Origin of the sequence: Xanthobacter aminoxidans (assembly GCF_023571765.1) — a bacterium.
GTDB lineage: Bacteria > Pseudomonadota > Alphaproteobacteria > Rhizobiales > Xanthobacteraceae > Xanthobacter > Xanthobacter aminoxidans.
On sequence record NZ_JAMJXC010000030.1, the window covers coordinates 1 to 22,607 of the forward strand.

Below are 22,607 nucleotides of genomic sequence, written 5' to 3' on the forward strand. Positions count from 1 at the left end.
CGAGGATCGACGGGCCGGCCCCCGCCGGCCCGTCCACCCGACGTCCGTCCCCGCGGCATGCCGCGCATATTTGAACGGGACAGGGCGTGACCTTTGCGAATACGCCTTTTCACACACCGTACGCTGAAGACTATTTTAGGTTCCGGTCCCTCGCCGCAAGGCGGGGGACCTTTTGCGAGAACCTCCCATCAGCGACGCCGAATACTTCAAAACCATCCCTCGCGCGCCGCGGCCGTGTCGCACACAATGGGCTCCGGCCGCATCGTCCTCTCCCCGACACATCGCCGCCAAGTCCCAACGTCGCGTTCGCGACGCGCCGCCGATGCGCGCAAATACGACACTCCCCTCATCACCTCACGACGGCCCCGACCTGTCACCTTCCCGACACGGACGCGCGTTGTTCCATGTATTCGCGTGTCGTCGAGACCCGACAATCGGCTGATCGGCATGACAAATCACTGAAAATGCGAGCGATTCACAAGTGACGTCGTCTTGGCACGCCGCTTGCCAGTCATCGCTCAGGAGCCGTTGGGTTTGGCTCGGAGCGAATTCATGCACATCGTCGTCTGCATCAAACAGGTTCCGGATTCGGCGCAGATCCGCGTCCATCCCGTCACCAACACGATCATGCGGCAGGGCGTGCCGACGATCATCAACCCTTATGATCTGTTCGCGCTGGAAGAAGCGCTTCGCCTGCGCGACAAGTTCGGCGGCGAAGTCACGGTGCTCACCATGGGCCCGCCCTCCGCGGAAGATTCCCTGCGCAAGGCCCTGACCTTCGGTGCCGACCGCGCCGTGCTGCTGACCGACCGCTTCTTCGCCGGCTCGGACACGCTGGCCACCAGCTTCGCGCTGGCCACCGCCATCACCAAGGTCGGCCAGACCTGGGGCGTGCCGGATCTTGTCTTCACCGGCAAGCAGACCATCGACGGCGACACCGCCCAGGTCGGCCCCGGCATCGCCAAGCGTCTTGGTCTGATGCAGATCACCTATGTGGCGAAGATCGCCGAGTTCGATCCCGCCGAGCGCACCATCACCCTGGAACGGCGCGCCGAGGGCGGCACGCAGGTGCTGAAGTCCAAGCTGCCCTGCCTGGTCGCCATGCTGGAAGCCACCAACGAGATGCGCCGCGGCACCATGGTGGACGCCCTGCGCGCCGCCCGCGCCGAGGTGGTGAAGTGGAACGCCAAGGACGCCGGCGTCACCGATCTCAACATGTGCGGCCTCAAGGGCTCGCCCACCATCGTGAAGCGCGTGTTCGCACCGAGCGCGCGCTCCGAGAAGGCCAAGTTCATCGAGGCCGGCGAGGGCGGCAACCTCTCCGAGGCGCTGATCGCCGAAATCTTCTCCCGCCAGCCCAGTCTGGAAGCCGACCTGACCGCGCTGGCGCGCGGCTTCTGACGGCCTCCACCGCAGAGCCCGCGCGCCCTCCGTTGCACCAAGATCAGTGAGCCGACCATCATGAGCGAGCCCAAGACACCCCCAGCCCCCGCCGCCGGTGGACGCGCGTCCACCAAGAAAGAGCTGCCGGAACACTTCAAGGCGTACAAGCACGTCTGGGTGTTCATCGAGCAGGAGCGTGGCCAGGTCCATCCCGTGTCCTGGGAACTCATGGGCGCGGGCCGCAAGCTCGCCGACAAGCTGGGCGTGGAACTGGCCGCAGTCGTGGTCGGTGCCGAGGGTGAGACCGTGCGCGGCGCGGTGGCTGAATCCTTCTGCTACGGCGCCGACCTCGCTTACGTGGTGGCCGACCCGGTGCTCACGGACTATCGCAACGAGGCCTACACGGCCGCGATGACCGACCTCGTGAACACCTACAAGCCGGAGATCCTGCTGCTGGGCGCCACCACGCTCGGCCGCGACCTCGCCGGCGCGGTGGCGACCACGCTGCTCACCGGCCTCACCGCCGATTCCACCGAGCTGGACGTGGACGCGGACGGCTCGCTGGCCGCCACCCGCCCGACCTTCGGCGGCTCGCTCCTCTGCACCATCTACACGCTGAACTACCGCCCGCAGATGGCGACGGTGCGCCCGCGTGTGATGCCCATGCCGATCCGGGTGGAGAAGCCCATCGGCCGGGTCATCGAGCACAAGCTCGGCGTGGTGGAAGCCGACATCGTCACCAAGATCCTGAACTTCATCCCCGACCGCGATTCCAACAAGGCCAACCTTGCCTATGCGGACGTGGTGGTGGCCGGCGGCATGGGCCTCGGCTCGCCGGAAAACTTCCAGCTGGTGCGCAACCTCGCCGTGGCCATGGGCGCTGAGTACGGCTGCTCGCGCCCGCTGGTGCAGAAGGGCTGGGTCACTTCCGACCGCCAGATCGGCCAGACCGGCAAGACCATCCGGCCGCGGCTTTACATCGCCGCCGGCATCTCGGGCGCCATCCAGCACCGGGTGGGCGTCGAGGGCGCGGACCTGATCGTCGCCATCAACACCGACAAGAACGCGCCGATCTTCGACTTCGCCCATGTGGGCATCGTCACCGACGCCATCCGCCTTCTCCCGGCCCTGACGGAAGCCTTCGCCAAGCGCCTCTCGGCCCACTCCAGCGACAAGCTCGCCAGCTGACAGCCAGCGAAAGGAACATCCGATGATCGACGAAAGGTTCGATGCGATTGTCGTCGGCGCCGGCATGGCCGGCAATGCCGCCGCCTACACCATGGCCTCCCGCGGGCTGAAGGTGCTGCAGCTGGAGCGCGGCGAATATTCCGGCTCCAAGAACGTGCAGGGCGCCATTCTCTACGCCGACATGATGGAAAAGATCATCCCGGACTTCCGGGAGGACGCGCCGCTGGAGCGTCACCTGATCGAGCAGCGCTTCTGGATGATGGGCGAGAACTCCCACACCGGCCTGCACTACCGGTCCGACGACTTCAACGAGGAGAAGCCGAACCGCTACACCATCATCCGCGCGCAGTTCGACAAGTGGTTCTCCTCCAAGGTCCGCGAGGCCGGCGCCCTGGTGGTGTGCGAGACCACGGTGACCGAGCTGGTGCAGGACGCCTACGGCAAGGTGATCGGCGTCAAGACCGATCGCGGCGGCGGCCAGATCCATGCGGACGTGGTGGTGCTGGCGGAAGGCGTCACCGGCCTGCTCGGGGCCCGCGCCGGCCTGCGCAAGATCCCCAAGCCCACCGAGGTGGCGCTGGCGGTGAAGGAGATGCACTTCCTGCCGCAGGAAGTCATCGAGCAGCGCTTCAACGTGAAGGGCAATGAGGGCGCCGTGATCGAGGCCGCCGGGACCATCTCGGAAGGCATGACCGGCATGGGCTTCCTCTACACCAACCGCGAATGCGTGTCGGTGGGCCTCGGCTGCCTGGTGTCGGACTTCCAGAAGAGCGGGGAGTCGCCCTACACGCTGCTGGAGAAGTTCAAGCGCCACCCCTCCATCGCCCCGCTGCTGGAAGGCTCCGAGGTGAAGGAATATGCCGCCCACCTCATCCCCGAGGGCGGCTTCAAATCCATCCCGCAGCTCTATGGCGAGGGCTGGGTGGTGGTGGGCGACGCCGCCCAGCTCAACAACGCCATCCATCGCGAGGGCTCGAACCTCGCCATGACCTCCGGCCGCATCGCGGGCGAGGCCATCTTCCAGGTCAAGTCGCGCAAGGAGCCGATGACCACGGCGAACCTCTCGCTCTACAAGAAGATGCTCGACGACAGCTTCGTGATAAAAGACCTCAAGAAGTACAAGGACATGCCGCAGCTTCTGCACATCCAGTCGCAGAACTTCTTCCTCACCTATCCCCAGCTGGTCAACAAGGCCATGCAGAACTTCGTGCGTGTCGACGGCACCCCGAAGAAGGAGAAGGAGAAGATGACGGTGAAGTCCTTCACCTCCGCGCGGTCGTGGGCGGGCCTTTTCGGCGACGCCTTCAAACTCGCCCGCGCCTGGCGCTGAGGGATTTTCAGCTCAGCGCGTCCTGTTTTCCCACCTTGCGCGACGGGCCTCGCCCGTCGCCCGATTACCGGGAGATTTTTCATGGCCACCGAAACCGCCGTCCGTGTCGAGGACAAGCTTTTCCAGAACCGCTATCTGGTGGATGCCGGGCGCGCCCACATCAAGGTGCGGCCCCACACCACCCCCTCTGCCGCGCTGCGCTCCCTGCTCACCACCTGCCCGGCCCGCTGCTACGAGCTGAACGACAAGGGCCAGGTGGAGATCACCGCCGACGGCTGTGTCGAATGCGGCACCTGCCGCATCATCGGTGAGCCCTCCGGCGACATCGAGTGGAACTATCCGCGCGGCGGCTACGGCGTGCTGTTCAAGTTCGGCTGAGGCCTTCGGCCCCCAGCGGTAGCGAAATAGCGATCGGGAGCCGGCGCACGGCTTCCGGTACGCCATCTGGCGTCAAGTCGCCTTCGCCCCTAGATTAGGGGGCGGGAGGACGATTTCATGTCCGCATTTTCGTCAGGATCAACGGCCGGAGAGCCGGGGTTCGCCGAAGGCTTCGCATCCGACTTCGCCGTCGAGGCGCTGGATTGGCAGGGGCGCCCCCTGCGCTGCCAGGATTGTCCCCATGAGGACATCAAGGCCGAAGGGCGCTGCGATCTCGGCAAGGCGTGCGTCCTCGACCGTCGGCGCAAGCGCATCGACCGTTTCTTCGCGAACAATGCGGCGCTGGCCGCGCGCTATCTCGACCATCCCTATTTCGAGGTGCGGGCGCTGGCTGCCCGACACGCCAGCGTCTTCCTCATCACGCCGCTGAAGGACGATGCCGAGCCGGACGTGCGGATGGTCTGCGCCGAGCGCCTGCCCATCGCCCGCATTCGCGACATGCGTTTCGATCCCGAGCCGCGGGTGCGCATCGCCGTCGCCCAGCGTCTGGAAGGCAGCGATCTCGTCGCCCTCATGTCGGATGTGGACTACACCGTGCGCATGGCGGCCGCCCGGCGCGCGCCGGCGGATGCGCTGGTCTATCTGATGCACGACCCGGAAGTAGACGTGCGGCGCATCGTGGCCGCGCGCCTGGCGCAGGTGCCCCTCGCCCGCATGGCCGACGACGCTGATCCGCTGGTGCGCGTGGTGGTGGCCGAGCATCTCGATCCCGAACGGCTCGTCGCCTTGCGTGGCGATCCCGACATGCGGGTGCGCTTTGTCGTTGCCGAGCGAATCTCCCCGGCCTTCCTCGCCCCGCTCACCCACGACGACGTGCCACCCATCGCCGAGGTGGCGCGGGAGCGCCTCGCCGCCGGCTGAGCCGAGTTTCCCGCCTAGCGACCCGATGGCCGGCCTCCCAGGGCCGGCCGTTTTCGTTTGCGCGCCTCATGACGCGAGTGATTGGCGCTCGCGAAGTAGTTTTTGCTGCGACGCGGTATTTATCTGTGTTCAGCGCAAAAGACACGCTGCACCGCACGTATTTCTTGTCCTCTGGCGCCCAATTTGCATGTCGAAGCTGTTTCAGACTGGCAGAGCGAGCGGCCCTGCCCCCTTTTCGCCGCTCGGAAATCGAGGATGCCATGGTCGAAGTCACAGCAAGCAACGTGAAATTCTCCGCCTATCGGGCTGATCCGGAAGGCGCGCCCAAGGGCGCGGTGGTGGTCCTGCAGGACGTCTACGGCGTCAATTCGGACATCCGCCAGATCGCCGACGGCTTCGCCGCCGCCGGCTATGTCGCCATTGCGCCGTCCCTGTTCGACAAGGTGAAATCCGACATCGAACTCGACGCCGCGGCGACCGACGAGGGCAAGGCCCTGACCGAGGAGGTCGGCACCGACTGGTCGCTGGAGGCGATCCAGGCCACCGTCGATACGGTCAAGGACGCCGGCAAGGTGGCCCTCGTCGGCTACGCCTGGGGCGGCTTTCTCGCCTACACCGCCGCCAACAAGGTGAAGGGCCTCGCCTGCGCCATCGGCTATCACGCCGAGGAGGGCATCCTCGACGGTATGTCCGAGAAGCGCCGCATCCCCACCCTCATGCACTTCGCCGAGGCCGACCCCGCCATCGCGGAAGCGGACATGATCCAGTTCCGCGCCCGCCGGCCGGATGTGTCGGCCTTCTCCTACCCCGGCGCCAATCGCGGCTTCAGCTACAAGGCGAACCCGGCCTATGACGCCGCCGCCGCCGACCAGGCCATGGAGCGCACCCTGTTCTGGATCTCCCAATACGTGGTCGGCCAGGGTCCGGTGCAGCTGAAGAATGCCGGCGCCTATGCCCTCGCGAAGACCGAGAAGAAGGGCAAGAAGAAGTCCGAGGCCAACGACATGGGCCCGCCCATGGACTGACCTGCGGGGGCCAAGCATTGGCCCTCCCAATCCGCGTGCCGGCGGGCGTTCCTCTTGACGCGCCGCCGGCCCGGACGTTTCATCCCGGGAGCGGGCGATGGGTCCGGTTCATCACCCCGGATCGAGGGGCGCACATCCGCCGGAGCGTCGGACATGAGCGTGATCGAGCATGATTTCGGGGCAGGCAAGCGGCGGACGGAAAAGCGCTTCCGCGACCTCCTGAACCTCGATGCGCTGCACGAGCAGAATGTCCGCGCCAATCCCCTGCCCTATCTCGAGCGGGCGAGCGAGCGCATCTATCAGCTCGAGAAGACCATCTTCGAGGCGGCGCTGGCGGCCCGCCCGGCCTTCGGCGCCGAGGCCGACGACAAGGGGCCGACCGTGACCCTCAGCAAGGCGGAATACGACCGCCTTCTCGCCTGCCGCGCCATCATCGATTCGGCGCTCGCCGAGATCCAGGCGCGGCCGGAGGAAGAGCCCCGTTGAGGCCTAGAAATCCGTGAGCGCGCGGACGCGCCCACGGTGTGCACGTCAGTTATGGACGGAGGGCGGCGGGGTCCACTGATAGAGATCGCCCCAGCCGTTCAAGGCCTTCACCTCGTGGGTGAAGCCGAGGTCGCCGAGCGCGGCGGCAAAGCCCAGTTGCTCGCCGCTCTTCACGCTGGCGAGCAGCGGCACCTTCCGCCCCTGCAATTCGCCGAGCAGCGCGGGGAGCACCGCATCACCCTTGGCGGCGGGCGCGACGGCGGCATAGGTCACATGGATCGCCTCGCTGTTGCGGAAACCCCATTCGAACGTATCGCGCCGGGCGAGCAGCGCACCGACGATGCCCTTCTCATTGTCCACCACCACCGGCGACAGGCCGGAGGTGCAGCAGGCCACGAGCTCGGACAGGAGCGTTTCCTGATCGCCTTCGTCTTCGGCATTGAAGGGGACGGCGGCGGCCGCCTGCCGCAGCAGTCCCCACAGGCCCTGGACGTCGCTGAGGGACGCCATACGGCGAGTCAATTCAGTCATGAAATGTATCTCCGGAGCAGACAGAAAAACAACGTGGCCATCTTAGATCAAAAGCTAGTAAATTCAATAATTACCGCTCATGATCCCAGAATAAGCCGATGCCTTCATCTGACCGCACGACAGTGTCATGAAGCATACGCCCACATCCCGGGGATGTGCGATGCGCGACACCCCGGCCCGCTGCCGGCCGCCGCCGCCGCTTGGCAAGAACCTTGCTGCGAGCAGCGCGCGGGGACAGTCGATCGCCCCGCCAAACCCGTTTGGAGCCCCGGCCTCCGGAAAGTCCTTTCCCGGAGCGCGTCCTTTGGAGTGAGGCATGTCGACGAGCGAAGGTTTCTTCATCGACTGGGACGGCAACGCCCGCAGCGTCGATGACCCCGGCGGCGGATATCTGTGCGAGACCGACCGCGTGGCGAAATATGTAGCGGTGACGACCAAGACCGGCACGCTGGTGCACGAGGGCACCTTCTACAAGACCATGGAAGACATCGCGAAGGCCGGCATCAAGGCCGGCTTCGTGCCGGGCTCCCATCCCTGGGGCTCCAAGCAGGACGGCTTCTAAGCCTGCCGGCGCTGGGCCTGCGCGGTCATTTTCGCGCCGGCCCTCCCCCACACAGCAGACAACCCCGGAGAATTGGCGATGCTCCCGACGACCATTCTCATCGACGAGGCCCCCCGCTGCGTCGTCCGCCCCAACGACACCAAGGCCCTCAACCGCTTCCTGCGCAACGCGAAGGATTTCCTCCTCGCCGACAAGCCGGAGGGCAAGATCACCCACCGCACCGCGGCCGAAGACGAGATGGCGAAGTGGAAGGATGCCCTCGCGTTGCACCAGGCCTGGGGCGGGTCCGACGAGGAATTCTTCGGCGTGCCGCTCTAGCGCCGCCCCTCGCCGCCCCCTCGCCGCCCTTGCCGTTTCAGGGCCGCGCGGCGTGGCCCACGGTGTCGTGCGGATTGCCGGCGGTGTTGCGCATCCAGTCGGCGAGCTTCGCCATGGCGTCATAGATGGCGGCCCGCGCGGCGGCATCCGCCACCGTCTCCTCCAGCGCGCCATGCATGCACAGCAGCCAGGCGTCGCGCTCCGCATTGCCGATGGAGAAGCCCATGTGCCGCTGGCGCAGCCGCGGATGGCCCTTTTCCGGCGAATAGAGCTTGGGGCCGCCGGTCCACTCGCTGAGATAGCGCTTCAGCACCTGCTTGGTATTGCCGAGATCATCGGCGTGCATGGCGCGGATGCCCTCCGCCTCGGGCAGCGTGTCCATGCGCGCATAGAAGGCCTCTACCAGCCGATCAATGACGACCGCGCCGCCCAGGCGCTCGTACATGGTTGTGGTCTCGGCGACGTCCGACATGATCTGTTCCCTCGGGCTCGGCCCTATTCGTCCATGTTGGGCAGGAGGATGACCTCGGCCGGCGCGCCGGCGCCTTGCGCCGCGACAAAATCGAGGGCCGAGACCAGCGAAAGGCCGCCGTCCGCCTCCATCAGCACCACGGCGTCCGGCGGCATCCTGCCGAGCGCCTCGACCAGCTGAGCCACCGTCATCCGTCCTGCCCTCCTGTCGGCGCCGGGCTATTCCGGCCGCATGGGTGATCCCGCCTCGTCGAAGGCGACGACCACCGTGTCCTCATCCACCATGCGCACCTCGGCGCGCTTCAGCGTCCCGTTGCCATGGTAGCTGTAGCGATGGGCCAGCTCGACCTCGCCATAGACCATCTTGTCGAAGCCGGTCAGCTGGCCAGCCTCGTCGAACCAGGCCCGGATGAAGGTGTTGCGGTGGGTGAGCTGCGCCTCGGGGATGGGCTCCACCAGCCGGAACGGCATCTTCACGCCGGTATAGGTGATAAAGAAGCGGCATTCCCCCGGCATGTCCGGCGGCAACGCGCTGGCGGCCTCTGAACTCATTCGTCCGTCTCCCGACACCTGCACCTTCACCATCACGACTGCCGATCAGTCGGGAGAAATCATGATTTCCATGGTCTCGTCGAAATCGTCATAGGGAAAGCCGGCGACCTCCGCCTCCACCAGCGGCACGCCGCACAGGCACACATCCGCGCCCACGATGGCCACCGCCACCGGCTCCAGATGCGCCCCCTCGCACGCGCCCTCAGTGCAGGCGCCGCTCTCGATGTCGAACAGCGCCCCATGGCGGCCGCAGCGCAGATGCGTGCGCTCGGCATTGAAGAACTGGCCGCCGCCGATGTTGAGCCACGCGCCCTTGTGCGGACAGGCATTCACATAGCCCACCACTTCGCGCGCGCCGGTGCGCACCACCACGATGCGGAACGGCCGCGCGTCCCCCTCCGGGGTCAGTCGGGACAGATCGAACGCCTTCGCCTCGCCGGGCGGCAACTGGTGCGTCCCGCAGATGGCGAAGACCGCGATCTCGGCTTCGGTGTCCTGTTGCTCGGCAGATTGTTCGGCAGACATCACTTCCCCGCCCGCCCCTCCCGGAGGCGCCGGCCCCTGTCGCAAATGAAACAGTCCCTGCCCGGCTGGAACAGCAGATCCGCGGCCGGGGTGAAACCACCCGGGATTAGCAGGAAGCGTGCCGAACGCCGGCGGCAACGAAAATGGCCGGCGCGGGGCCGGCCACTCCGCTTCTGTCAGGTGCCTCAGAGAAGCCCCAGCTCAAGCTGGACCTCGTCGCTCATGCGCGACTTGTCCCATGGCGGATCGAACACCAGCTTCATCTTCACGTCGCTGACGCCGGGAACCACCACCACCGCTTCCTGCACCCAGCCGAGCATCTGCCCGGCGACCGGGCAGCCCGGTGCGGTCAACGTCATGTCGATCTCGACCCCGCCATCCTCCTTGACCTCGATCCGATAGATCAGGCCAAGATCATAGATGTTCACCGGGATTTCCGGATCATTGACGGTTCTCAGCGCCGCGACGATGCCTTCGAGAAGAACGGCATCATCCTCGGCGAATTCTTCGAAATTGCGCACCTCGCCGTGGACGATCATAGTCGTCGGTGCGGCAAGGCCGTGCTCCACAGGCTGAGTCATGTGACCAATGCCTCCTGCCCCCTCATCGTACCCGATAACGTAGCAAGCACGATGCCAACGATGGCCCCGGCCTTCAATCCAGACCCTCGGCGAGGGCCGCGACAACTGGCCACCCTACCGCACCGGTGGGGTCGAGCACCTTCAGCGCCTCGAGCTTCTCCACCGCAAGCTCCGGCTGGTTCTGGCGCAGGTGAATGAAGGCCAGCGCCTTGAGCGTGTAGAGGGCGAACCGGCCCGGCCCGTCGGGCAAGAGGTCGTAGGGCACCCAGTTGCGCCAGTCCGTGTCCCAGCCCGCCTGGGTCGCCGCCTCGATGAGCCCGCCCCGCGCCGCGGCTTCCGCCTCGTCCAGATTCCCCTGGTAGGTGTGGATCTTGTACAGGCAGAAATAGACCGGCAGCTCGGACGGGGCCGTGGCGAGCGCCTGGCGGAACAGTTCGTCCGCGCGCTTCCTGTCCTTGCGATAGGCAATGACGCCCTGCTGCAGCAGGGCGTTCACGGGGCCGGAGACCTCGCCGAAATTGATGACATCGGTGTTGGGGAAAAGATCGACGCTCACGTTTCTACCCTTCGGTGGGGCCGGCGAAGGGCGCCGCTCTACTTGACCAGATGAGGATTGGGCGCGGCTTCGGTGAGCCGGGCGCCGCGGAAGGTCAGCGCCCGGCTCACCGCCTTGGCGATGACAAGGGCGCGGGCATCGAGCCCGGTCCAGTCGGCGCCGCGGCCGCGTGGATCGATCTCCAGAAGTTTCACCCCGGCCGGAACCTCCGTGCCGTCCCGCACCACGCCGCGCACCACGCCGTCGAACGGGGCGCGGATGGGCTCGTTGCCGAGGAAGCCGATATGGAAATCCTTATAGACGCGGGTGCCGATCTCAATGGCCGTGTGCCAGCGGCCGGGCACGCTCGAATGCACGAAGCGCTCGCTCGTCACGCCGCCGAGATCGCGGGGAATGTGGTCCGGCTCGTCCGTGGGGCCGTGCTGGATCACCTGCCCCTCCTTGCCGGGGCGCGTCTCGATGGCGAGATCGCAATTGGTGCCGCCGCCGAACCCCGGCCCGAGGCCGATGGTGAGCCGCGCGAGGCGGCGCAGGTCCGGCGTCACCTGATACTTGTTCATGCGGGCATCGACGAGCAGTTCGATGGGGCCGAGGACGATGAGATCGAGCAGCCCGAGGGTGGTGACCAGCACATCGCCGCGCAGCAGGCCCTTGCGGACATCCACGCCGGTATCGGCCCGCACCGCGCGGACGCCGTCCACGCGCACGTCGTCCTCATACAGAGCGTCGTGAAAGGCCATCTTGCGCCGGATCACCGGCGGCACCGGATCATGCGACAGCACAACGCCATAGCCGCCGCGATGCAGCTCGACGGCCACGGCCGACGCGATCTCGTTGGTGCCGAGTATGGTTGCAAAGCCATTGCGCGCCGCACCGCGTCCCTGCTGTAGCAAATCGCTCATAACGGTTCTCGTTTCCCCGGGGCGACAAGGCGTAAGCAAGAGGTGGGCCGTTTGGAACAGCCCCAGGCTCGCCCCCATGCCCCCGAACCGCGCTCTCCCGCAGCCAGGCCTGCCCTCCCCGGCCCATCGCGCTGTCAGATTTGCGACAGCCCAGCCGCCTGTGCGGCCGCATTTGCACCAATGACAAGTGGTGCCGCGCTTGCATGGGGGCGTCGCACATCGAAGGAGACAGCGCGATGGCCATGGCCGCAGACGAAATCGAGCGCCTCGTGAAGGAGGCTCTTCCAGACAGCCAGGTGATGATCATCGATCTCGCCGGCGACGGCGACCACTACGCCGCCCGCATCACCTCGGAAGCCTTCAAGGGCAAGAGCCGCGTCCAGCAGCACCAGATGGTCTATGCGGCGCTTGGCGAGCACATGGGCGGCACCTTGCACGCCCTCAAGCTGGAGACGCTGATCCCCAAGTGAGATCGTCCGCAGCGCCATACAAGTCGCGGCGGGTTCCGGCCCATTTCAAATCCACATTTTCATCCGCTTCGTTTCAATCAGGAGACTGCCCCATGGCCACCACTGCCGAACGTATCGAAGATATCATCGCCTCCAGCGATGTGGTCCTGTTCATGAAGGGTATTCCCGCCGCCCCCCAATGCGGCTTCTCGGCCGCCGTGGTGCAGGTGCTCGCCGGCGTCGGCGTGCCCTATCGCGCCGTGGACGTGCTGCAGGACCCGATGGTGCGCGAGGGCATCAAGGCCTTTTCCAACTGGCCGACCATTCCACAGCTCTACATCAAGGGTGAGTTCGTCGGCGGCTGCGACATCGTCCGCGAGATGTTCCAGGCCGGTGAGCTGACCCAGCTCCTCGCCGACAAGGGCGTCGCCGTCACCGCCTGACAGGTTGATCCAGAAAAAAGGGCCCGGACGCGAGCGCATCCGGGCCCTTTTGCTGCACTATGGAACGACCTCGAAAACATGCCGGGCCGGATGAAACAGTCGGCCCTCAAGTATTCGCAAAACCGAAAGACCCTGCACCGGCCATTCGTCCAGGCCGGCTCACGCCGCCTTGGTGGCCGCCTCGACCTTGAAGGCGTCCACATCGGCGCGGGTCAGGCGGAACACGCCGCGACCGCCGGCCAGAGCCTGGTAGGTGAGCGGAACACGGTAGGACAGAAAATCGAACCATTCCTGCGGGTTCAGGCCCTGGGGCCGCTCGCTGATTTCGGCGATGGTCCCGTTGGCCGCAAAGCGGGCGTGAATGATGACTGCTTCGTCGCTCATCTCATCTCTCCTCTCAACGTTCTTCACTGGCGCGGACCCGAAGGGGAGGACTTGGCCGCCCGAAGCCCGCACGACGACTTGATTACCCGGCACGCTTTTTGTTGAGCTCCCGGCAGCGCGCCACCGGAAGCTTTTGTCTTCAGCCACGGCCGGAAGGCTCCGCCCTTCCCGCCGCCGACGGTCCCGGCGCCCCCGCGGGAGCGCCGCCCAGCGCGATCAGAAGCCCGAGAACTCGCCGAGCAGCTCGATGGTCACGTTCTCGGTGCCGAGCACGGTGACGTGCTTGGCGAGGCGTGACTTGGAGCCGACACCGACGATCGCGTCGAGGCTTTCGTTCTCCTCACGGGTGGTCTTGGAGAGGCCCTTGCGGCCTTCCTGGACGAACACGTGGGACGCGCTGCCGTCCTTGTCGCTCTTCTGGCGCTCCGCGAGCCCCGGCTCGACGGTGATGAGCGCCTCGAGGAGGTTCGTGCCCTCCCCGACTTCAATGGTCTTGCCCATGGGGAGGACCTTCAGCGTAACCGTGGACATCAACAACTCCTGTCGTTTCGTCTTAGTGTTTGGGGTGCGATCTTGTTGCGCTTCAGTAGATGGCGGCGCCCGCCCCTACATTGACCGAGGCATCCTTCATCGTTGCCACGATGAACTCGATCTCCTCCTCGCTCAGGTGGGTGTGGAACGGCAGCGCCACCGCGCGGTCGGCCACCTTCTCCGTCACAAGGAAGTCGCCCCGGCGATAGCCGAGGTCGAAATAGTGCCGCTGCACATGCAGCGGCGTGCTGTAGCCGGCGGATTCAACCTTCTCCACCTTGAGATCCTCGACGATGGAATCGCGGCTCGACTTGGAGAAACGGGTGCCGAGATGGACCACGTAGAGGAACCAGTTCACCTCGGTCACGTCCGGCCCGATGAAGGGGTCCTTGATACCCTCGAAGGACTGGACGTACTTCTGGTAGAGGTGCTCCACCGTACGCCGCTGCTCGAGGATCTCCTCGAGCCGGCGCAGCTGGGTCAGGCCCAGCGCGGCGGTGATGTCGCTCATGGCGCCCTGGTAGGGCGCGCTCATGCTGACGACGACGGAGGACCGCTCCTCCAGCTTGTGGGAGCGGAAGCGCCGCAGCGCCACGGCGACGTCGATGTCGTCCGTCACCACCATGCCGCCCTCGCCGCACACGATGGGGAAGGGCTGTGAGAAATCGAACACGGCCGTGTCGCCGAACGTCCCCACCAACGCGCCCTTGTAGCGCGAGCCGATGGCCTCGGTGGAATCCTCGATGAGCGCCAGATTGTGCTTGCGGGCCAACTCCTGGAAGTCCGTCCACGGCGCGGGATGGCCGTTGGTGTTGCCGGCGACGATGGCCTTGGTCTTGTCGGTGATCTTCGCCTCGGCCTTGGCCGGCACGAGGGTTCCCGCCCAGTAGTCGATGTCGGCGAACACCGGACGCGCGCCGGACAGGCTGATGGCGTGCACGGTCTCGCGGAAGGAATAGGGCGAGGCGATCACCTCGTCCCCCGGACCGATGCCGTAGGCCTTCAGGGTGTAGAGCAGGCCCAGCGTACCGCTCGGCACCGCGACGGCATATTTGCGGCCGAGATAGGCCGCGAACTCCGCCTCGAACTTCTCCGCGAGCGGCCCGCTGGACAGGCGCGGCGCCTGCATGGCCTCGGTCACCGCCTGCAGCTCGATGACGGTGATGTCCGGATCCGACAGGAGGATGCTGGTGGCCTCGCCCCCCTCGCACTCGCTCTCGCCGAGGTCGAAATCGTCCAGGAAATCGGCGTCGCTCATCACGCGCTCCGCCTTGCGAGGATCACGCCGGTGGCGGCGCCGGGATCGGAGGTGATGTGGGCGCAGTGGTCCGCGGTGTCGAGCAGATGCACGTCGTATCTGGGATAGGTGCGGAACGGCGCCTCGGTGACGTCGGAGGCGTCGCACTGGGTCCAGGAGAGCGCCGGAAAGCGCTTGCGCAGTTCGGCGAAGACCGGGCCCGCCGGCTCCTCGGCGGTGAGCACCTTCTCGATCTCGGTGAGGTCGCTGTCGCTCAGGGCCATAACCTTACTCTCCCGTACCGGAATGAGACACGACCGGCGGCTTTGTCGCGGTCCGTCCCATGCCATGCAGGATCATTGCCAGTTTGGATCACTGCCAAAATCGACGCTCGGTGTCGTCGTTCAGTAGCTCCAGCAATTCCTTCAGCCGCTCGTGAATACTGTCGAGCTCCCAGAGGTGCTTGCCGTGGTTCTTGCGGAACAGCTGCCAGGAGGCCTGCTCCGGATCGAAGATCATCAGGGCGATGTCCACCACCCCGCCGTCGGGATCGATGTTGCGCGAGCAGCACGCGCTCTCGATCCGGTAGCCGCCCTCCGTGGCGACGACGCGGGGCGTGACATAGCGATAGCGCTTGCGCGCCCTTATGGCGCGCTCGATGCGCTTCCTGTCGAGATCGTTCGGATGAGCGGGCAGCCTCATCGTCCTATCTCTCGCGGCTGTGTGACGCGCACGGCCGGCGCCGCGCATCTAGAGCATTTTCGAGCGAAGTGGAGTCCGGTTCGCGTGAAGAAAATGCGGACTGTCAAAAGCCTGGAGCATTTTCGGCGGACCGATGTTCGCCGAAAATGCTCCAGGGATCAGAGCGGCTGGATCTCTTCCTCGAGGCAGCCCACCACCAGGCGCTCGTTGAACTCGATCAGGTAGATGGGCGTGTTCGTGTCCGTGTGCTGGCCCACCTGCACGATCTCGCCGACCGTGCCGACACCCACCAGCAGCCCCTCGTCCGGCATGTCGGGATAGGACCCGTCATTGTAGAGGTCGATGAGGGTCTTGACCTTCATGCCCCAGTCGTACTTGGGCAGGCGTGGTTCGAGCATCATGATAATCAAACTCCGGGGGCGGGGGGCAGCGGGATGTCCTGTTCTTCGCGCGGAACGGCGCTTTCCAGTTCCTTGCGCTTCATGCCGACGCGGTTGCCGCTCTCGGTGAACTCGACGCCGTAGATGTAGAACTGCTGGAGGAAGGTACCGATGGAGACGACGTAGCCGATCTCGCCCTTCTTCGCGAGAATCTCGCCGATCTCCTTGCCGGCATAGGTTCCGTCGTTGCGGATGACCCGCTTCGCCTTCACCTTCTCGCCGAAATTGAAGTAAGGCGGCTCGGAAATCTCCACCACATCGCTGTCGCGGACGATGTTGCTCATAGCGGCATCTCCCTCAAGAGCTGCCCGCCCGCCTTGATGCGGGAGCGGGCGACCTCGCGCACGAACTCGTCGTCATCTTCCAGGAACCGGGCGAGCTGGGACGGCGCCACCCGGCCGGCGACCTCGTGGCGCACCCGCCAGTCCGCGTCGGACGCGAGGGCCGGAAGAAGGTCCGGGGCGAGGCGCTGGGCCACCTCCAGGCGGACGGCCGCGCTGCGGTCGCCGGCCATGCACATCAGCCATTCGGACGGCAGCCGCTGGGCCACCACCTTGCGCACCTCCGGCTCGGGATCGTCCACGAGGCGCGACAGCAGCGGCGGCGCGATGCGGCGGGCCACCACCAGGCGCACATAGTAATCGTCGTCCGCCAGCATGGGCGCGAGTTCCGCATCCTCCAGCAGCGAGACGATGCGGATGCGCACCTCGCGATGGGGATCGTTGCGCAGCGGCAGGATGAGCCGCTTGGGCAGCCGGCGCGCCGCATTCCAGCGCACGGTCTCCTCGGGGTCGTTGAGGAGCGGCTTCAGGAAGAACACGTCCGCGTGCTTCGCCGCGATGGCCCGGACTTCGAAATGTTCGTGGCGGACATAGGAATTGGCAAGCGCCGGATTCCAGTTGAAGAAGCGGTCGATGCGCCGGGCGTAGCGGTCGTTCACGCAGGCCCGCCTCAGCTGGCACTTGCCGGCCGGCAGAAGGTCCGCCGCGTGGACGCAGCGCCGGCAGTCAATGTCTTCGCCGAGCCAGGTCTTGGCATCCTCGATGTCGTCGTCAGTCTTCATCGTCCTGCCCCGCTCTGTTCAGCACGTCGAGCAAGAGCTTCGCGCCGATCTTGTCGGACGGATCGAGCTCGAGCAGCTTCATCACCGCGGCGCGCCCCTCGTCGAGATTGCCGAGGCGCATGTTGAGGTAGGCGTAGCCCTTCAGCGTGAACAGGAAGAAGCGCGGCATCAGGCGGTCGTAGCGGGAAAACTCCGCATCTTCCGCCCGCACGTCCCGCCAGTCGGCCGGGAGATTGGTCTCCCGCTGCGCCTTGGCGAGGCACTCCCGCGCCACCCCCAGGCACTCCCGCAGGCGACCCTTGTAGAAGTAGAAGCGATAGAGGCCGATGAGCACCGCCGCATGGCCCGGGGCGATGGCCTCGGCCTTGCGCAGATGCGCTTCCGCCACTTCGTCCTGCTGGTAGGAGAGACCGGCTTCCCACAGATGGAACTGTGCGTCCTCCGGCAACCCTCCGCCCATCACCGCGCTCGCAAGGAGCGCTTCGGGGGTCAGGACGTCGGGCTCGCCAAAGGCCTGTGCGGAACCCTCCATCCCCTGTCCCCGTCCTGTCCTTGAGCCGGTGCCGGTCGAACCCCGGCCCGGTGAAGTCCGGGGCGGCGCCAGGCCGCCCCGGAAGAGGGTTCTCCCCGCCGTCAGTGGGCGTGGGAGGAGCAGGTGGTCGCCTTGGGATCGTTGAAGACGAGCCCGGTCTTGGCGGCCGTGTCGGTGAAGTCGATGGTCACGCCATCGAGCAGCAGGCGACTTTCCGCCGGCAGGAACAGCTTCACCCCGTCCTTCTCCACCACCACATCGCCGGGCTGCGGTTCGGGCAGCACGGAGATGTCGGCGTTGAGACCGGAGCATCCGCCGGGCGTCACATGCATGCGGAAGCCGGCGGTGGGGCCGCCGTCCGCCATGATCATCATGCGCATGAAGCGGGCGGCGGAGCGGGTCATGGTGAAGTTCATCGCGCAGATCCTCAGGCGGTGGGCTGGTAGCGGGGATATGCGTTGTCGATCACGCAGGTATCGTCCACCGGACAGACCGCCGCGCACTGCGGCACGTCGAAGTGGCCGATGCACTCGGTGCACTTCTTCGGATCGATCACGAACGTCCCGTTCTTCTCCGAAATGGCCACGTTGGGGCATTCCGGCTCACAGGCCGAGCAGCTCGTGCACTGCGACGCGACGATTTTGAGGGTCATGGCGATGCTCCTTTACTTCGCCGGTCAGGCCGCGTTGATGAGCGCGCCCTGCCGGATCTCGGCGTCGCCGCGCGCGGTGTGGACGATCTCGCCGGTCTTCACCTTGTTCAGGTATTCCTTGAACCAGGTGATCGCCGACTTCTCGATGAACTCGTGGGCGAAGGTGTCGACGGGCTCGATGCCGGCCTTGATGAGGTCCGCCTTCGGGCAGCCGCCGATCTTCGCCACGAACACCGCATGGCAGTCGTTGATGGCGCGGATGATGGTCTCGAGGCTGTCCTCCTCGCCGTAGCCGCCCTGGCAATACAGGTCGACGCGGCGATGGCCGACGAACTTGGCGCCCGCCGTGGAGAGTTCCCACACCTGGAACTCCTTGGCGTGGCCGAAGTGCTCGTTGATGAGGCCCGAGCCCTTGGTGGCAACCGCGGTGAGCAGCTTGATGTCGCTCTGCTCGCCGGCGAGAGCCTCCAGCTCCTCCTGCTTCGCCGCCACCTTGGCGACGCGCTCTTCCTCGACGAGGGCCTGGTAGGCCTTGCGGCTGTCGAGGTCGTAATTGACCTCCATGGCCATGATCTTGTCGGTGGTGAACTCGGCGGAGCGGTCCTCGCCGAGGAGGCCCACGGCGTCGGCGCGGCACTGACGGCAGTGACGCATCATGTTCATCTCGCCCTCGCACTCGTCCTGGAGCGCCTTGAGCTCCTGGGCGGTGGGGCCACGCTGGCCGTTGAGGCCAAACACGGTGCCATGCTCGGGGGAGGAGATGAGCGGCATGATGTTGTGCAGGAACGCGCCACGCGACTTCACCGCACGGTTTACTTCGACAAGATGCTTGTCGTTGATGCCCGGGATCATCACCGAGTTCACCTTGCACAGGATGCCGCGCTCGGTGAGCATCTCGAGGCCGAGCATCTGCCGGTCGGTGAGGAGCTTGGCCGCCTCATAGCCGGTGTAGCGCTTGTGCTTCCAGAACACCCAGGGATAGATCTTCGCGCCGACCTCGGGGTCCACCATGTTGATGGTGATGGTCACGTGGTCCACGTTGAAGCCGGCGATGGTGTCCACGTGGTCCGGCAGGGCAAGGCCGTTGGTGGACAGGCAGAGCTTGATGTCCGGGGCGGTCCGGTTGATCAGCTCGAAGGTCTTGAAGGTCTTCTCGGGGTTGGCGAGCGGGTCGCCGGGGCCGGCGATGCCGAGCACGGTCATCTGCGGAATGGTGGAGGCCACGGCCAGCACCTTCTTCGCGGCCTGCTCGGGCGTCAGCTTCTCGGAGACCACGCCGGGGCGGCTCTCGTTGGCGCAGTCATACTTGCGATTGCAGTAGTTGCACTGGATGTTGCACGCCGGGGCAACGGCAACATGCATACGCGCATAGTGGTGGTGGGCTTCTTCACTGTAGCAGGGATGGTTCTTCACCTTCTCCCAGATCTCGGTGGGCAGGTCGCCCTGGCCGGCCGACGAGCCGCAGCTCGCCTTGCCCGAACCACCCGAGGTGCCGCAGCCCTGGTGCTCGGCCTTGGCCTGCATGACCTCGGCCAGCTTCTCGTCCATTCCGACGGCGTTCATGCCAACCGCGTTTTCTTGCTGTGTCGACGCGTGCATCTATCTGCTCCTCGCTTGCAGCAGGATCCCGATAAATCCTTGGCTGAGAGAGGAGCAACAGCCGTGCCAGCCCGACAGAGGACAGATACCTGAGAAATATCAATTACCTGGAGGGGAGGCATCTGGCTGTCGGCTTGTGAACATCGAGCCGCGACACGACTGACATGTTGGAAAAGTTACATGCTCGGCGTCGATTTGCGGCCTGTCCCGGCGCGCATTTGATCGAGGTCAATGCGAGCCCGAAAACCTCGCCCGCTTCCGAGCGAAACGACGATCCCAAAAGCAAGGGGAGCATGCCCGGTGCCGGACATGCTCCCCCCTCACTCTTCACACCGGGCCGCAGCCCGCATCAGGCCGACATGATGACGTCGAGCGCCTTCGGCAGCGACATGGCGATGGGCGTGATGGCGTGGGTGAGCAGGAAGCGCAGCTCGTTCTTGGTGAGCGTCGCCTCGTCCACGATGGCGAAGTGCGGCGCGCGCGAACGCTTGGAGATCTGCCGGGCGTAGGTGCGCAGCATCTGGTCGTGGAAGCGACAGCCGAGGAACAGGAAGCTGCGCTCGGTGCGGCGGTTCTTCACCACGTCCGGGATGGGCGTCTGGATGTCGATCTCGGTGAGGACTTCCACATAGTCCGCGTCGGAGATCAGCCAGTTCTTCGCCGGCGCGGCGCTGCCGTGGGGCTTGTAGAGCACGGTCTTCCAGCCTTCCGCGGTGGCGCGGTCGCTCTCGGTGCCGGCGTGATCATAGAAGCGATACCAGCGGTCCTCGCCGATGCCGGCGCGGGTGATGCCCTGCGCCTCGCCCCAGTCGGCACGGCCGGCGAGGGCCGCGCGCATGGCGCCGTCGTACCAAGTGTCCACGATCAGCGCGAGGGGCAGGCCCGCGAGAAAGGTGTGGAACGGCAGCGGCGGCACCTGGGGCCCAAACGCCTCCGCCATCAAGGCGGAGACGGTGTTGCGGTGCTTCATGCTCTCGATGTGCTGGGCCGCGGCCCAGCAATTGCCCTTGGCGCGCTTGGGCAGGGCCACCTTGGTGCCGAAGAAGACCGAAAGGTCTTCCGGCGTCACCGGGATGGCGGGGGCTCCGAGGGCGAGGAGGCCGGGCCCGAGGTAGGGCACGACCTTGTCGGCGCGCAACTCCGCCGCCACGTCCTTCAGGACGGCTTCGGCGTCGGCGAGCTTCAGCGTCTCGATATTGGCGACGGAAATGTTCATCTCAGCTCACTCCTCCTCGCCACGCTTCTTCGCGTTGACGGTGATGGGCAGGGTGGTTCCCTCGGCCATCTCGGGCAGGTCGAGCACCCAGCCGTTGGCGATCTTGATCCAACCACCCCACAGGGACTCGTGCTCGAACTCGACGATCGGCTCCTCCAGGTCCTTCTTGGGGACGTAGATGGACAGGCCGATTTCCGGGGAACGGCGAATCATGACTTTCATTTATTGGCTCCTTGATCGGGCTTTACTCGCCGCTGTGACCCGGCAGGACCGAAGCCCGAACGGGGACGCTGGTGATGCGCGCCGGGCGCGGGGCACCGCACGGAGCACGAAAGGGTGTGGCGTATGGCCGATGTCAGACATGATCGGCGACGGCGGATGCATCGCCCGTGGCCGCCGCCCAGGCCGGCGACATGGCGCGCAGGCGGGCGACGATGTCGGGCAGAACCTCCAGCACGCGGTCCACGTCGTCGCTCGTGTTCTCGCGCGACAGGGACAGGCGCAGGGCGCCATGCAGCGCGCTCGCGGGCAGGTTCATGGCGCGCAGCACATGGGAGGGCTCGGTGGAGCCGGAGGTGCAGGCCGAGCCGGTGGAGGCCGCGACGCCGGCCTTGTTGAGATTGTGCAGCACCGCCTCGCCATCGAGATATTCGAAGGCGACATTGGCGGTGTTGGGCAGGCGGTTGTCGCCGTCGCCGTTGAGGAGGGTGTGGCTGACCTGCTGCAGGATGCCCTGCTCCAGCCGGTCGCGCAGCGCCTTCACGCGGGTGCGCTCCTCCTCCATGTGGGCGAGAGCCAGCTCGGCCGCCGCGCCGAGGCCGATGATGCCGGGCACGTTCTCGGTGCCGCCGCGCCGCCCGCGCTCCTGATGGCCGCCACGCACCAGCGGGCGGAACTTCACGCCCTTGCGCACATAGAGCGCGCCGATGCCCTTGGGGCCGTGCAGCTTGTGGCCGGAGAGCGAGAGCATGTCGATCTCGGTGGACTTGAGATCGATGGCGACCTTGCCCACCGCCTGCACCGCATCGGTGTGGAACAGGGCGCCCGCCGCATGGGCCTGTCGCGCGAGATCCGCCACCGGAAACAGCGTGCCGGTCTCGTTGTTGGCCCACATCACGGAGACCAGCGCGGTCTTCGGCGACAAGGCCGCGGCGAAGGCGTCGAGGTCGAGCCGCCCCTGCCGGTCCACCCCGATGAGATGGACCTTGATGCCGCGCGTCTTCTCCAGATGGGCGACGAGGGTGAGCACGGCGGGATGCTCCACCGTGGTGGTGACGATCTCGTCCCGCCCCTCCTGGGTCTCCAGCGCGGAGAGGATGGCGGCGTTGTCGGATTCCGTGCCGCCCGAGGTGTAGATGATCTCGTGGTCGAACTGGGCACCGAGGAGGGCCTGCAACTGCTTGCGGGCCTTTTTCAGCGCCTCGCCCACATGCTCGCCGAAGGCGTGGGTGGACGAGGCGTTGCCGAAATGCTCCGAGAAGAACGGCAGCATCGCCGCGACGACGGCAGGGTCGGTGCGCGTCGTCGCGTTGTTGTCGAGATAGACCGGGCGCACGGCGCTCACCCCTCGGGTCGACTGCGGCGTCTTGCTGTGTGGCAGGCCGTCAGCGGATGGGAGACGGCGCCGCCGGCGCCGGAACGGCCGGGGCA

At 66.1% G+C, this 22,607-nt stretch carries 34 protein-coding genes; 11 read left to right on the forward strand and 23 right to left on the reverse strand.

The window, feature by feature from the left end; translation table 11 throughout:
• Positions 1-552 precede the first annotated feature (552 nt).
• The 7 genes from EJ105_RS25970 to EJ105_RS26000 all read left to right on the forward strand — a co-directional run bounded on the left by EJ105_RS25970 (position 553) and on the right by EJ105_RS26000 (position 6,711).
• Positions 553-1,401, forward strand: coding sequence for an electron transfer flavoprotein subunit beta/FixA family protein (locus tag EJ105_RS25970; RefSeq protein ID WP_029555902.1), 849 nt, complete (start codon positions 553-555; stop codon positions 1,399-1,401).
• 60 nt (positions 1,402-1,461) lie between these two features.
• The gene (locus tag EJ105_RS25975; protein ID WP_029555903.1) at positions 1,462-2,571 is read left to right on the forward strand and encodes an electron transfer flavoprotein subunit alpha/FixB family protein; all 1,110 of its coding nucleotides are present in this window, start codon (positions 1,462-1,464) and stop codon (positions 2,569-2,571) included.
• 22 nt (positions 2,572-2,593) lie between these two features.
• Positions 2,594-3,901, forward strand: a complete 1,308-nt coding sequence (locus tag EJ105_RS25980; RefSeq protein ID WP_024281024.1) for an FAD-dependent monooxygenase — start codon at positions 2,594-2,596, stop codon at positions 3,899-3,901.
• Positions 3,902-3,982: 81 nt separating this feature from the next.
• The gene (locus EJ105_RS25985; RefSeq protein ID WP_024281025.1) at positions 3,983-4,279 is read left to right on the forward strand and encodes a ferredoxin family protein; all 297 of its coding nucleotides are present in this window, start codon (positions 3,983-3,985) and stop codon (positions 4,277-4,279) included.
• 117 nt (positions 4,280-4,396) lie between these two features.
• Positions 4,397-5,200: a 4Fe4S-binding leucine-rich repeat protein gene (locus tag EJ105_RS25990; RefSeq protein ID WP_250168644.1), complete on the forward strand. Its 804-nt coding sequence runs from the start codon at positions 4,397-4,399 to the stop codon at positions 5,198-5,200.
• Between the two features lie 260 nt (positions 5,201-5,460).
• The gene (locus EJ105_RS25995; RefSeq protein ID WP_029555905.1) at positions 5,461-6,225 is read left to right on the forward strand and encodes a dienelactone hydrolase family protein; all 765 of its coding nucleotides are present in this window, start codon (positions 5,461-5,463) and stop codon (positions 6,223-6,225) included.
• Positions 6,226-6,378: 153 nt separating this feature from the next.
• Positions 6,379-6,711, forward strand: a complete 333-nt coding sequence (locus EJ105_RS26000; protein ID WP_250168645.1) for a hypothetical protein — start codon at positions 6,379-6,381, stop codon at positions 6,709-6,711.
• 45 nt (positions 6,712-6,756) lie between these two features.
• Here EJ105_RS26000 and EJ105_RS26005 read toward each other — a convergent pair whose 3' ends face one another.
• Complete coding sequence (locus EJ105_RS26005; RefSeq protein ID WP_250168646.1) at positions 6,757-7,242, reverse strand: hypothetical protein; 486 nt, start codon at positions 7,240-7,242, stop codon at positions 6,757-6,759.
• Positions 7,243-7,558: 316 nt separating this feature from the next.
• Here EJ105_RS26005 and EJ105_RS26010 point away from each other — a divergent pair, with 316 nt between their 5' ends.
• Positions 7,559-7,804 (forward strand): hypothetical protein, encoded by a 246-nt coding sequence (locus tag EJ105_RS26010; RefSeq protein ID WP_024281030.1) that lies wholly within the window; start codon positions 7,559-7,561, stop codon positions 7,802-7,804.
• 78 nt (positions 7,805-7,882) lie between these two features.
• Positions 7,883-8,122, forward strand: coding sequence for a hypothetical protein (locus EJ105_RS26015; protein ID WP_250168647.1), 240 nt, complete (start codon positions 7,883-7,885; stop codon positions 8,120-8,122).
• Positions 8,123-8,159: 37 nt separating this feature from the next.
• Here EJ105_RS26015 and EJ105_RS26020 read toward each other — a convergent pair whose 3' ends face one another.
• The 7 genes from EJ105_RS26020 to EJ105_RS26050 form a co-directional block, all read right to left on the reverse strand.
• A complete protein-coding gene (locus EJ105_RS26020; RefSeq protein ID WP_250168648.1) occupies positions 8,160-8,594 on the reverse strand; it encodes a group II truncated hemoglobin in 435 nt (144 codons plus the stop codon).
• A gap of 23 nt (positions 8,595-8,617) precedes the next feature.
• Complete coding sequence (locus EJ105_RS26025; protein WP_168457281.1) at positions 8,618-8,785, reverse strand: hypothetical protein; 168 nt, start codon at positions 8,783-8,785, stop codon at positions 8,618-8,620.
• Positions 8,786-8,812: 27 nt separating this feature from the next.
• Positions 8,813-9,145 (reverse strand): DUF6156 family protein, encoded by a 333-nt coding sequence (locus EJ105_RS26030; RefSeq protein ID WP_250168649.1) that lies wholly within the window; start codon positions 9,143-9,145, stop codon positions 8,813-8,815.
• Positions 9,146-9,190: 45 nt separating this feature from the next.
• The gene (locus EJ105_RS26035; RefSeq protein WP_250168650.1) at positions 9,191-9,670 is read right to left on the reverse strand and encodes a Rieske (2Fe-2S) protein; all 480 of its coding nucleotides are present in this window, start codon (positions 9,668-9,670) and stop codon (positions 9,191-9,193) included.
• 185 nt (positions 9,671-9,855) lie between these two features.
• Positions 9,856-10,251 (reverse strand): iron-sulfur cluster assembly protein, encoded by a 396-nt coding sequence (locus EJ105_RS26040; RefSeq protein WP_024281035.1) that lies wholly within the window; start codon positions 10,249-10,251, stop codon positions 9,856-9,858.
• Positions 10,252-10,324: 73 nt separating this feature from the next.
• Positions 10,325-10,807, reverse strand: a complete 483-nt coding sequence (locus EJ105_RS26045) for a tetratricopeptide repeat protein (RefSeq protein WP_169124953.1) — start codon at positions 10,805-10,807, stop codon at positions 10,325-10,327.
• 38 nt (positions 10,808-10,845) lie between these two features.
• Positions 10,846-11,709, reverse strand: coding sequence for a xanthine dehydrogenase (locus EJ105_RS26050; RefSeq protein WP_038192719.1), 864 nt, complete (start codon positions 11,707-11,709; stop codon positions 10,846-10,848).
• Positions 11,710-11,945: 236 nt separating this feature from the next.
• On the opposite strand from EJ105_RS26050, the gene EJ105_RS26055 reads away from it, so the two are divergent.
• Together EJ105_RS26055 and grxD are read left to right on the forward strand one after the other, a co-directional pair.
• Positions 11,946-12,179: a BolA family protein gene (locus EJ105_RS26055; protein ID WP_024281038.1), complete on the forward strand. Its 234-nt coding sequence runs from the start codon at positions 11,946-11,948 to the stop codon at positions 12,177-12,179.
• Positions 12,180-12,271: 92 nt separating this feature from the next.
• A complete protein-coding gene (gene grxD / locus EJ105_RS26060) occupies positions 12,272-12,601 on the forward strand; it encodes a Grx4 family monothiol glutaredoxin (RefSeq protein ID WP_024281039.1) in 330 nt (109 codons plus the stop codon).
• Between the two features lie 159 nt (positions 12,602-12,760).
• On the opposite strand, the gene EJ105_RS26065 is transcribed toward grxD, so the two are convergent.
• From EJ105_RS26065 to nifS, 15 genes are all read right to left on the reverse strand, one after another.
• Entirely contained in the window at positions 12,761-12,985 is a 225-nt protein-coding gene (locus EJ105_RS26065; protein ID WP_024281040.1) for a hypothetical protein, read from the reverse strand.
• 216 nt (positions 12,986-13,201) lie between these two features.
• Positions 13,202-13,516, reverse strand: coding sequence for a ferredoxin (locus EJ105_RS26070; protein ID WP_024281041.1), 315 nt, complete (start codon positions 13,514-13,516; stop codon positions 13,202-13,204).
• A gap of 52 nt (positions 13,517-13,568) precedes the next feature.
• Positions 13,569-14,774: a DegT/DnrJ/EryC1/StrS family aminotransferase gene (locus EJ105_RS26075; protein WP_250168651.1), complete on the reverse strand. Its 1,206-nt coding sequence runs from the start codon at positions 14,772-14,774 to the stop codon at positions 13,569-13,571.
• Positions 14,774-15,037, reverse strand: a complete 264-nt coding sequence (locus tag EJ105_RS26080; RefSeq protein WP_024281043.1) for a DUF6129 family protein — start codon at positions 15,035-15,037, stop codon at positions 14,774-14,776. Before EJ105_RS26080 ends, EJ105_RS26075 begins: the two co-directional genes overlap by 1 nt.
• An 88-nt stretch (positions 15,038-15,125) precedes the next feature.
• On the reverse strand, positions 15,126-15,455 hold the full coding sequence (locus EJ105_RS26085) for a DUF3024 domain-containing protein (protein WP_250168652.1): 330 nt from the start codon (positions 15,453-15,455) through the stop codon (positions 15,126-15,128).
• A gap of 158 nt (positions 15,456-15,613) precedes the next feature.
• Positions 15,614-15,853, reverse strand: coding sequence for a nitrogen fixation protein NifZ (locus EJ105_RS26090; RefSeq protein WP_024281045.1), 240 nt, complete (start codon positions 15,851-15,853; stop codon positions 15,614-15,616).
• A gap of 8 nt (positions 15,854-15,861) precedes the next feature.
• Complete coding sequence (locus tag EJ105_RS26095; protein WP_029555916.1) at positions 15,862-16,179, reverse strand: nitrogen fixation protein NifZ; 318 nt, start codon at positions 16,177-16,179, stop codon at positions 15,862-15,864.
• Positions 16,176-16,958: a 4Fe4S-binding leucine-rich repeat protein gene (locus tag EJ105_RS26100; RefSeq protein WP_250168653.1), complete on the reverse strand. Its 783-nt coding sequence runs from the start codon at positions 16,956-16,958 to the stop codon at positions 16,176-16,178. Before EJ105_RS26100 ends, EJ105_RS26095 begins: the two co-directional genes overlap by 4 nt.
• Positions 16,948-17,490 carry a hypothetical protein gene (locus EJ105_RS26105; protein WP_250168654.1) on the reverse strand — a complete coding sequence of 181 codons (543 nt, stop codon included), beginning with the start codon at positions 17,488-17,490 and terminating at the stop codon, positions 16,948-16,950. Before EJ105_RS26105 ends, EJ105_RS26100 begins: the two co-directional genes overlap by 11 nt.
• 101 nt (positions 17,491-17,591) lie before the next feature.
• Entirely contained in the window at positions 17,592-17,906 is a 315-nt protein-coding gene (locus EJ105_RS26110; protein WP_024281049.1) for a HesB/IscA family protein, read from the reverse strand.
• 11 nt (positions 17,907-17,917) lie between these two features.
• Complete coding sequence (locus tag EJ105_RS26115) at positions 17,918-18,142, reverse strand: 4Fe-4S binding protein (RefSeq protein ID WP_011995790.1); 225 nt, start codon at positions 18,140-18,142, stop codon at positions 17,918-17,920.
• Positions 18,143-18,166: 24 nt separating this feature from the next.
• The gene (gene nifB / locus EJ105_RS26120; RefSeq protein WP_029555919.1) at positions 18,167-19,741 is read right to left on the reverse strand and encodes a nitrogenase cofactor biosynthesis protein NifB; all 1,575 of its coding nucleotides are present in this window, start codon (positions 19,739-19,741) and stop codon (positions 18,167-18,169) included.
• A gap of 349 nt (positions 19,742-20,090) precedes the next feature.
• Entirely contained in the window at positions 20,091-20,957 is an 867-nt protein-coding gene (locus EJ105_RS26125; RefSeq protein WP_250168655.1) for an SIR2 family NAD-dependent protein deacylase, read from the reverse strand.
• A gap of 6 nt (positions 20,958-20,963) precedes the next feature.
• Positions 20,964-21,179 carry a putative nitrogen fixation protein NifT gene (gene nifT / locus EJ105_RS26130; RefSeq protein ID WP_024281053.1) on the reverse strand — a complete coding sequence of 72 codons (216 nt, stop codon included), beginning with the start codon at positions 21,177-21,179 and terminating at the stop codon, positions 20,964-20,966.
• Positions 21,180-21,312: 133 nt separating this feature from the next.
• On the reverse strand, positions 21,313-22,512 hold the full coding sequence (gene nifS, locus EJ105_RS26135) for a cysteine desulfurase NifS (RefSeq protein ID WP_029555921.1): 1,200 nt from the start codon (positions 22,510-22,512) through the stop codon (positions 21,313-21,315).
• Positions 22,513-22,607 lie beyond the last annotated feature (95 nt).

Excerpts from the sequence above, each read along its gene's own strand:
- EJ105_RS26015 (WP_250168647.1), top strand. The coding sequence starts at position 7,883 with ATGCTCCCGACGACCATTCTCATCGACGAGGCCCCCCGCTGCGTCGTC.
- EJ105_RS26055 (WP_024281038.1), top strand. The coding sequence starts at position 11,946 with ATGGCCATGGCCGCAGACGAAATCGAGCGCCTCGTGAAGGAGGCTCTT.
- EJ105_RS26085 (WP_250168652.1), bottom strand. The coding sequence starts at position 15,455 with ATGAGGCTGCCCGCTCATCCGAACGATCTCGACAGGAAGCGCATCGAG.
- EJ105_RS26095 (WP_029555916.1), bottom strand. The coding sequence starts at position 16,179 with ATGAGCAACATCGTCCGCGACAGCGATGTGGTGGAGATTTCCGAGCCG.
- EJ105_RS25995 (WP_029555905.1), top strand. The coding sequence starts at position 5,461 with ATGGTCGAAGTCACAGCAAGCAACGTGAAATTCTCCGCCTATCGGGCT.
- nifT (WP_024281053.1), bottom strand. The coding sequence starts at position 21,179 with ATGAAAGTCATGATTCGCCGTTCCCCGGAAATCGGCCTGTCCATCTAC.
- EJ105_RS26030 (WP_250168649.1), bottom strand. The coding sequence starts at position 9,145 with ATGAGTTCAGAGGCCGCCAGCGCGTTGCCGCCGGACATGCCGGGGGAA.
- EJ105_RS26110 (WP_024281049.1), bottom strand. The coding sequence starts at position 17,906 with ATGAACTTCACCATGACCCGCTCCGCCGCCCGCTTCATGCGCATGATG.
- EJ105_RS25985 (WP_024281025.1), top strand. The coding sequence starts at position 3,983 with ATGGCCACCGAAACCGCCGTCCGTGTCGAGGACAAGCTTTTCCAGAAC.
- EJ105_RS26020 (WP_250168648.1), bottom strand. The coding sequence starts at position 8,594 with ATGTCGGACGTCGCCGAGACCACAACCATGTACGAGCGCCTGGGCGGC.
- EJ105_RS26005 (WP_250168646.1), bottom strand. The coding sequence starts at position 7,242 with ATGACTGAATTGACTCGCCGTATGGCGTCCCTCAGCGACGTCCAGGGC.
- EJ105_RS26100 (WP_250168653.1), bottom strand. The coding sequence starts at position 16,958 with ATGAAGACTGACGACGACATCGAGGATGCCAAGACCTGGCTCGGCGAA.
- EJ105_RS25980 (WP_024281024.1), top strand. The coding sequence starts at position 2,594 with ATGATCGACGAAAGGTTCGATGCGATTGTCGTCGGCGCCGGCATGGCC.
- EJ105_RS26000 (WP_250168645.1), top strand. The coding sequence starts at position 6,379 with ATGAGCGTGATCGAGCATGATTTCGGGGCAGGCAAGCGGCGGACGGAA.
- nifB (WP_029555919.1), bottom strand. The coding sequence starts at position 19,741 with ATGCACGCGTCGACACAGCAAGAAAACGCGGTTGGCATGAACGCCGTC.
- EJ105_RS26025 (WP_168457281.1), bottom strand. The coding sequence starts at position 8,785 with ATGACGGTGGCTCAGCTGGTCGAGGCGCTCGGCAGGATGCCGCCGGAC.
- EJ105_RS26035 (WP_250168650.1), bottom strand. The coding sequence starts at position 9,670 with ATGTCTGCCGAACAATCTGCCGAGCAACAGGACACCGAAGCCGAGATC.
- EJ105_RS26080 (WP_024281043.1), bottom strand. The coding sequence starts at position 15,037 with ATGGCCCTGAGCGACAGCGACCTCACCGAGATCGAGAAGGTGCTCACC.
- EJ105_RS26115 (WP_011995790.1), bottom strand. The coding sequence starts at position 18,142 with ATGACCCTCAAAATCGTCGCGTCGCAGTGCACGAGCTGCTCGGCCTGT.
- EJ105_RS26070 (WP_024281041.1), bottom strand. The coding sequence starts at position 13,516 with ATGTCCACGGTTACGCTGAAGGTCCTCCCCATGGGCAAGACCATTGAA.
- EJ105_RS26010 (WP_024281030.1), top strand. The coding sequence starts at position 7,559 with ATGTCGACGAGCGAAGGTTTCTTCATCGACTGGGACGGCAACGCCCGC.
- EJ105_RS25970 (WP_029555902.1), top strand. The coding sequence starts at position 553 with ATGCACATCGTCGTCTGCATCAAACAGGTTCCGGATTCGGCGCAGATC.
- EJ105_RS26125 (WP_250168655.1), bottom strand. The coding sequence starts at position 20,957 with ATGAACATTTCCGTCGCCAATATCGAGACGCTGAAGCTCGCCGACGCC.
- grxD (WP_024281039.1), top strand. The coding sequence starts at position 12,272 with ATGGCCACCACTGCCGAACGTATCGAAGATATCATCGCCTCCAGCGAT.
- EJ105_RS25990 (WP_250168644.1), top strand. The coding sequence starts at position 4,397 with ATGTCCGCATTTTCGTCAGGATCAACGGCCGGAGAGCCGGGGTTCGCC.
- EJ105_RS26040 (WP_024281035.1), bottom strand. The coding sequence starts at position 10,251 with ATGACTCAGCCTGTGGAGCACGGCCTTGCCGCACCGACGACTATGATC.
- EJ105_RS26075 (WP_250168651.1), bottom strand. The coding sequence starts at position 14,774 with ATGAGCGACGCCGATTTCCTGGACGATTTCGACCTCGGCGAGAGCGAG.
- EJ105_RS26065 (WP_024281040.1), bottom strand. The coding sequence starts at position 12,985 with ATGAGCGACGAAGCAGTCATCATTCACGCCCGCTTTGCGGCCAACGGG.
- EJ105_RS26050 (WP_038192719.1), bottom strand. The coding sequence starts at position 11,709 with ATGAGCGATTTGCTACAGCAGGGACGCGGTGCGGCGCGCAATGGCTTT.
- EJ105_RS25975 (WP_029555903.1), top strand. The coding sequence starts at position 1,462 with ATGAGCGAGCCCAAGACACCCCCAGCCCCCGCCGCCGGTGGACGCGCG.
- EJ105_RS26105 (WP_250168654.1), bottom strand. The coding sequence starts at position 17,490 with ATGGAGGGTTCCGCACAGGCCTTTGGCGAGCCCGACGTCCTGACCCCC.
- EJ105_RS26090 (WP_024281045.1), bottom strand. The coding sequence starts at position 15,853 with ATGCTCGAACCACGCCTGCCCAAGTACGACTGGGGCATGAAGGTCAAG.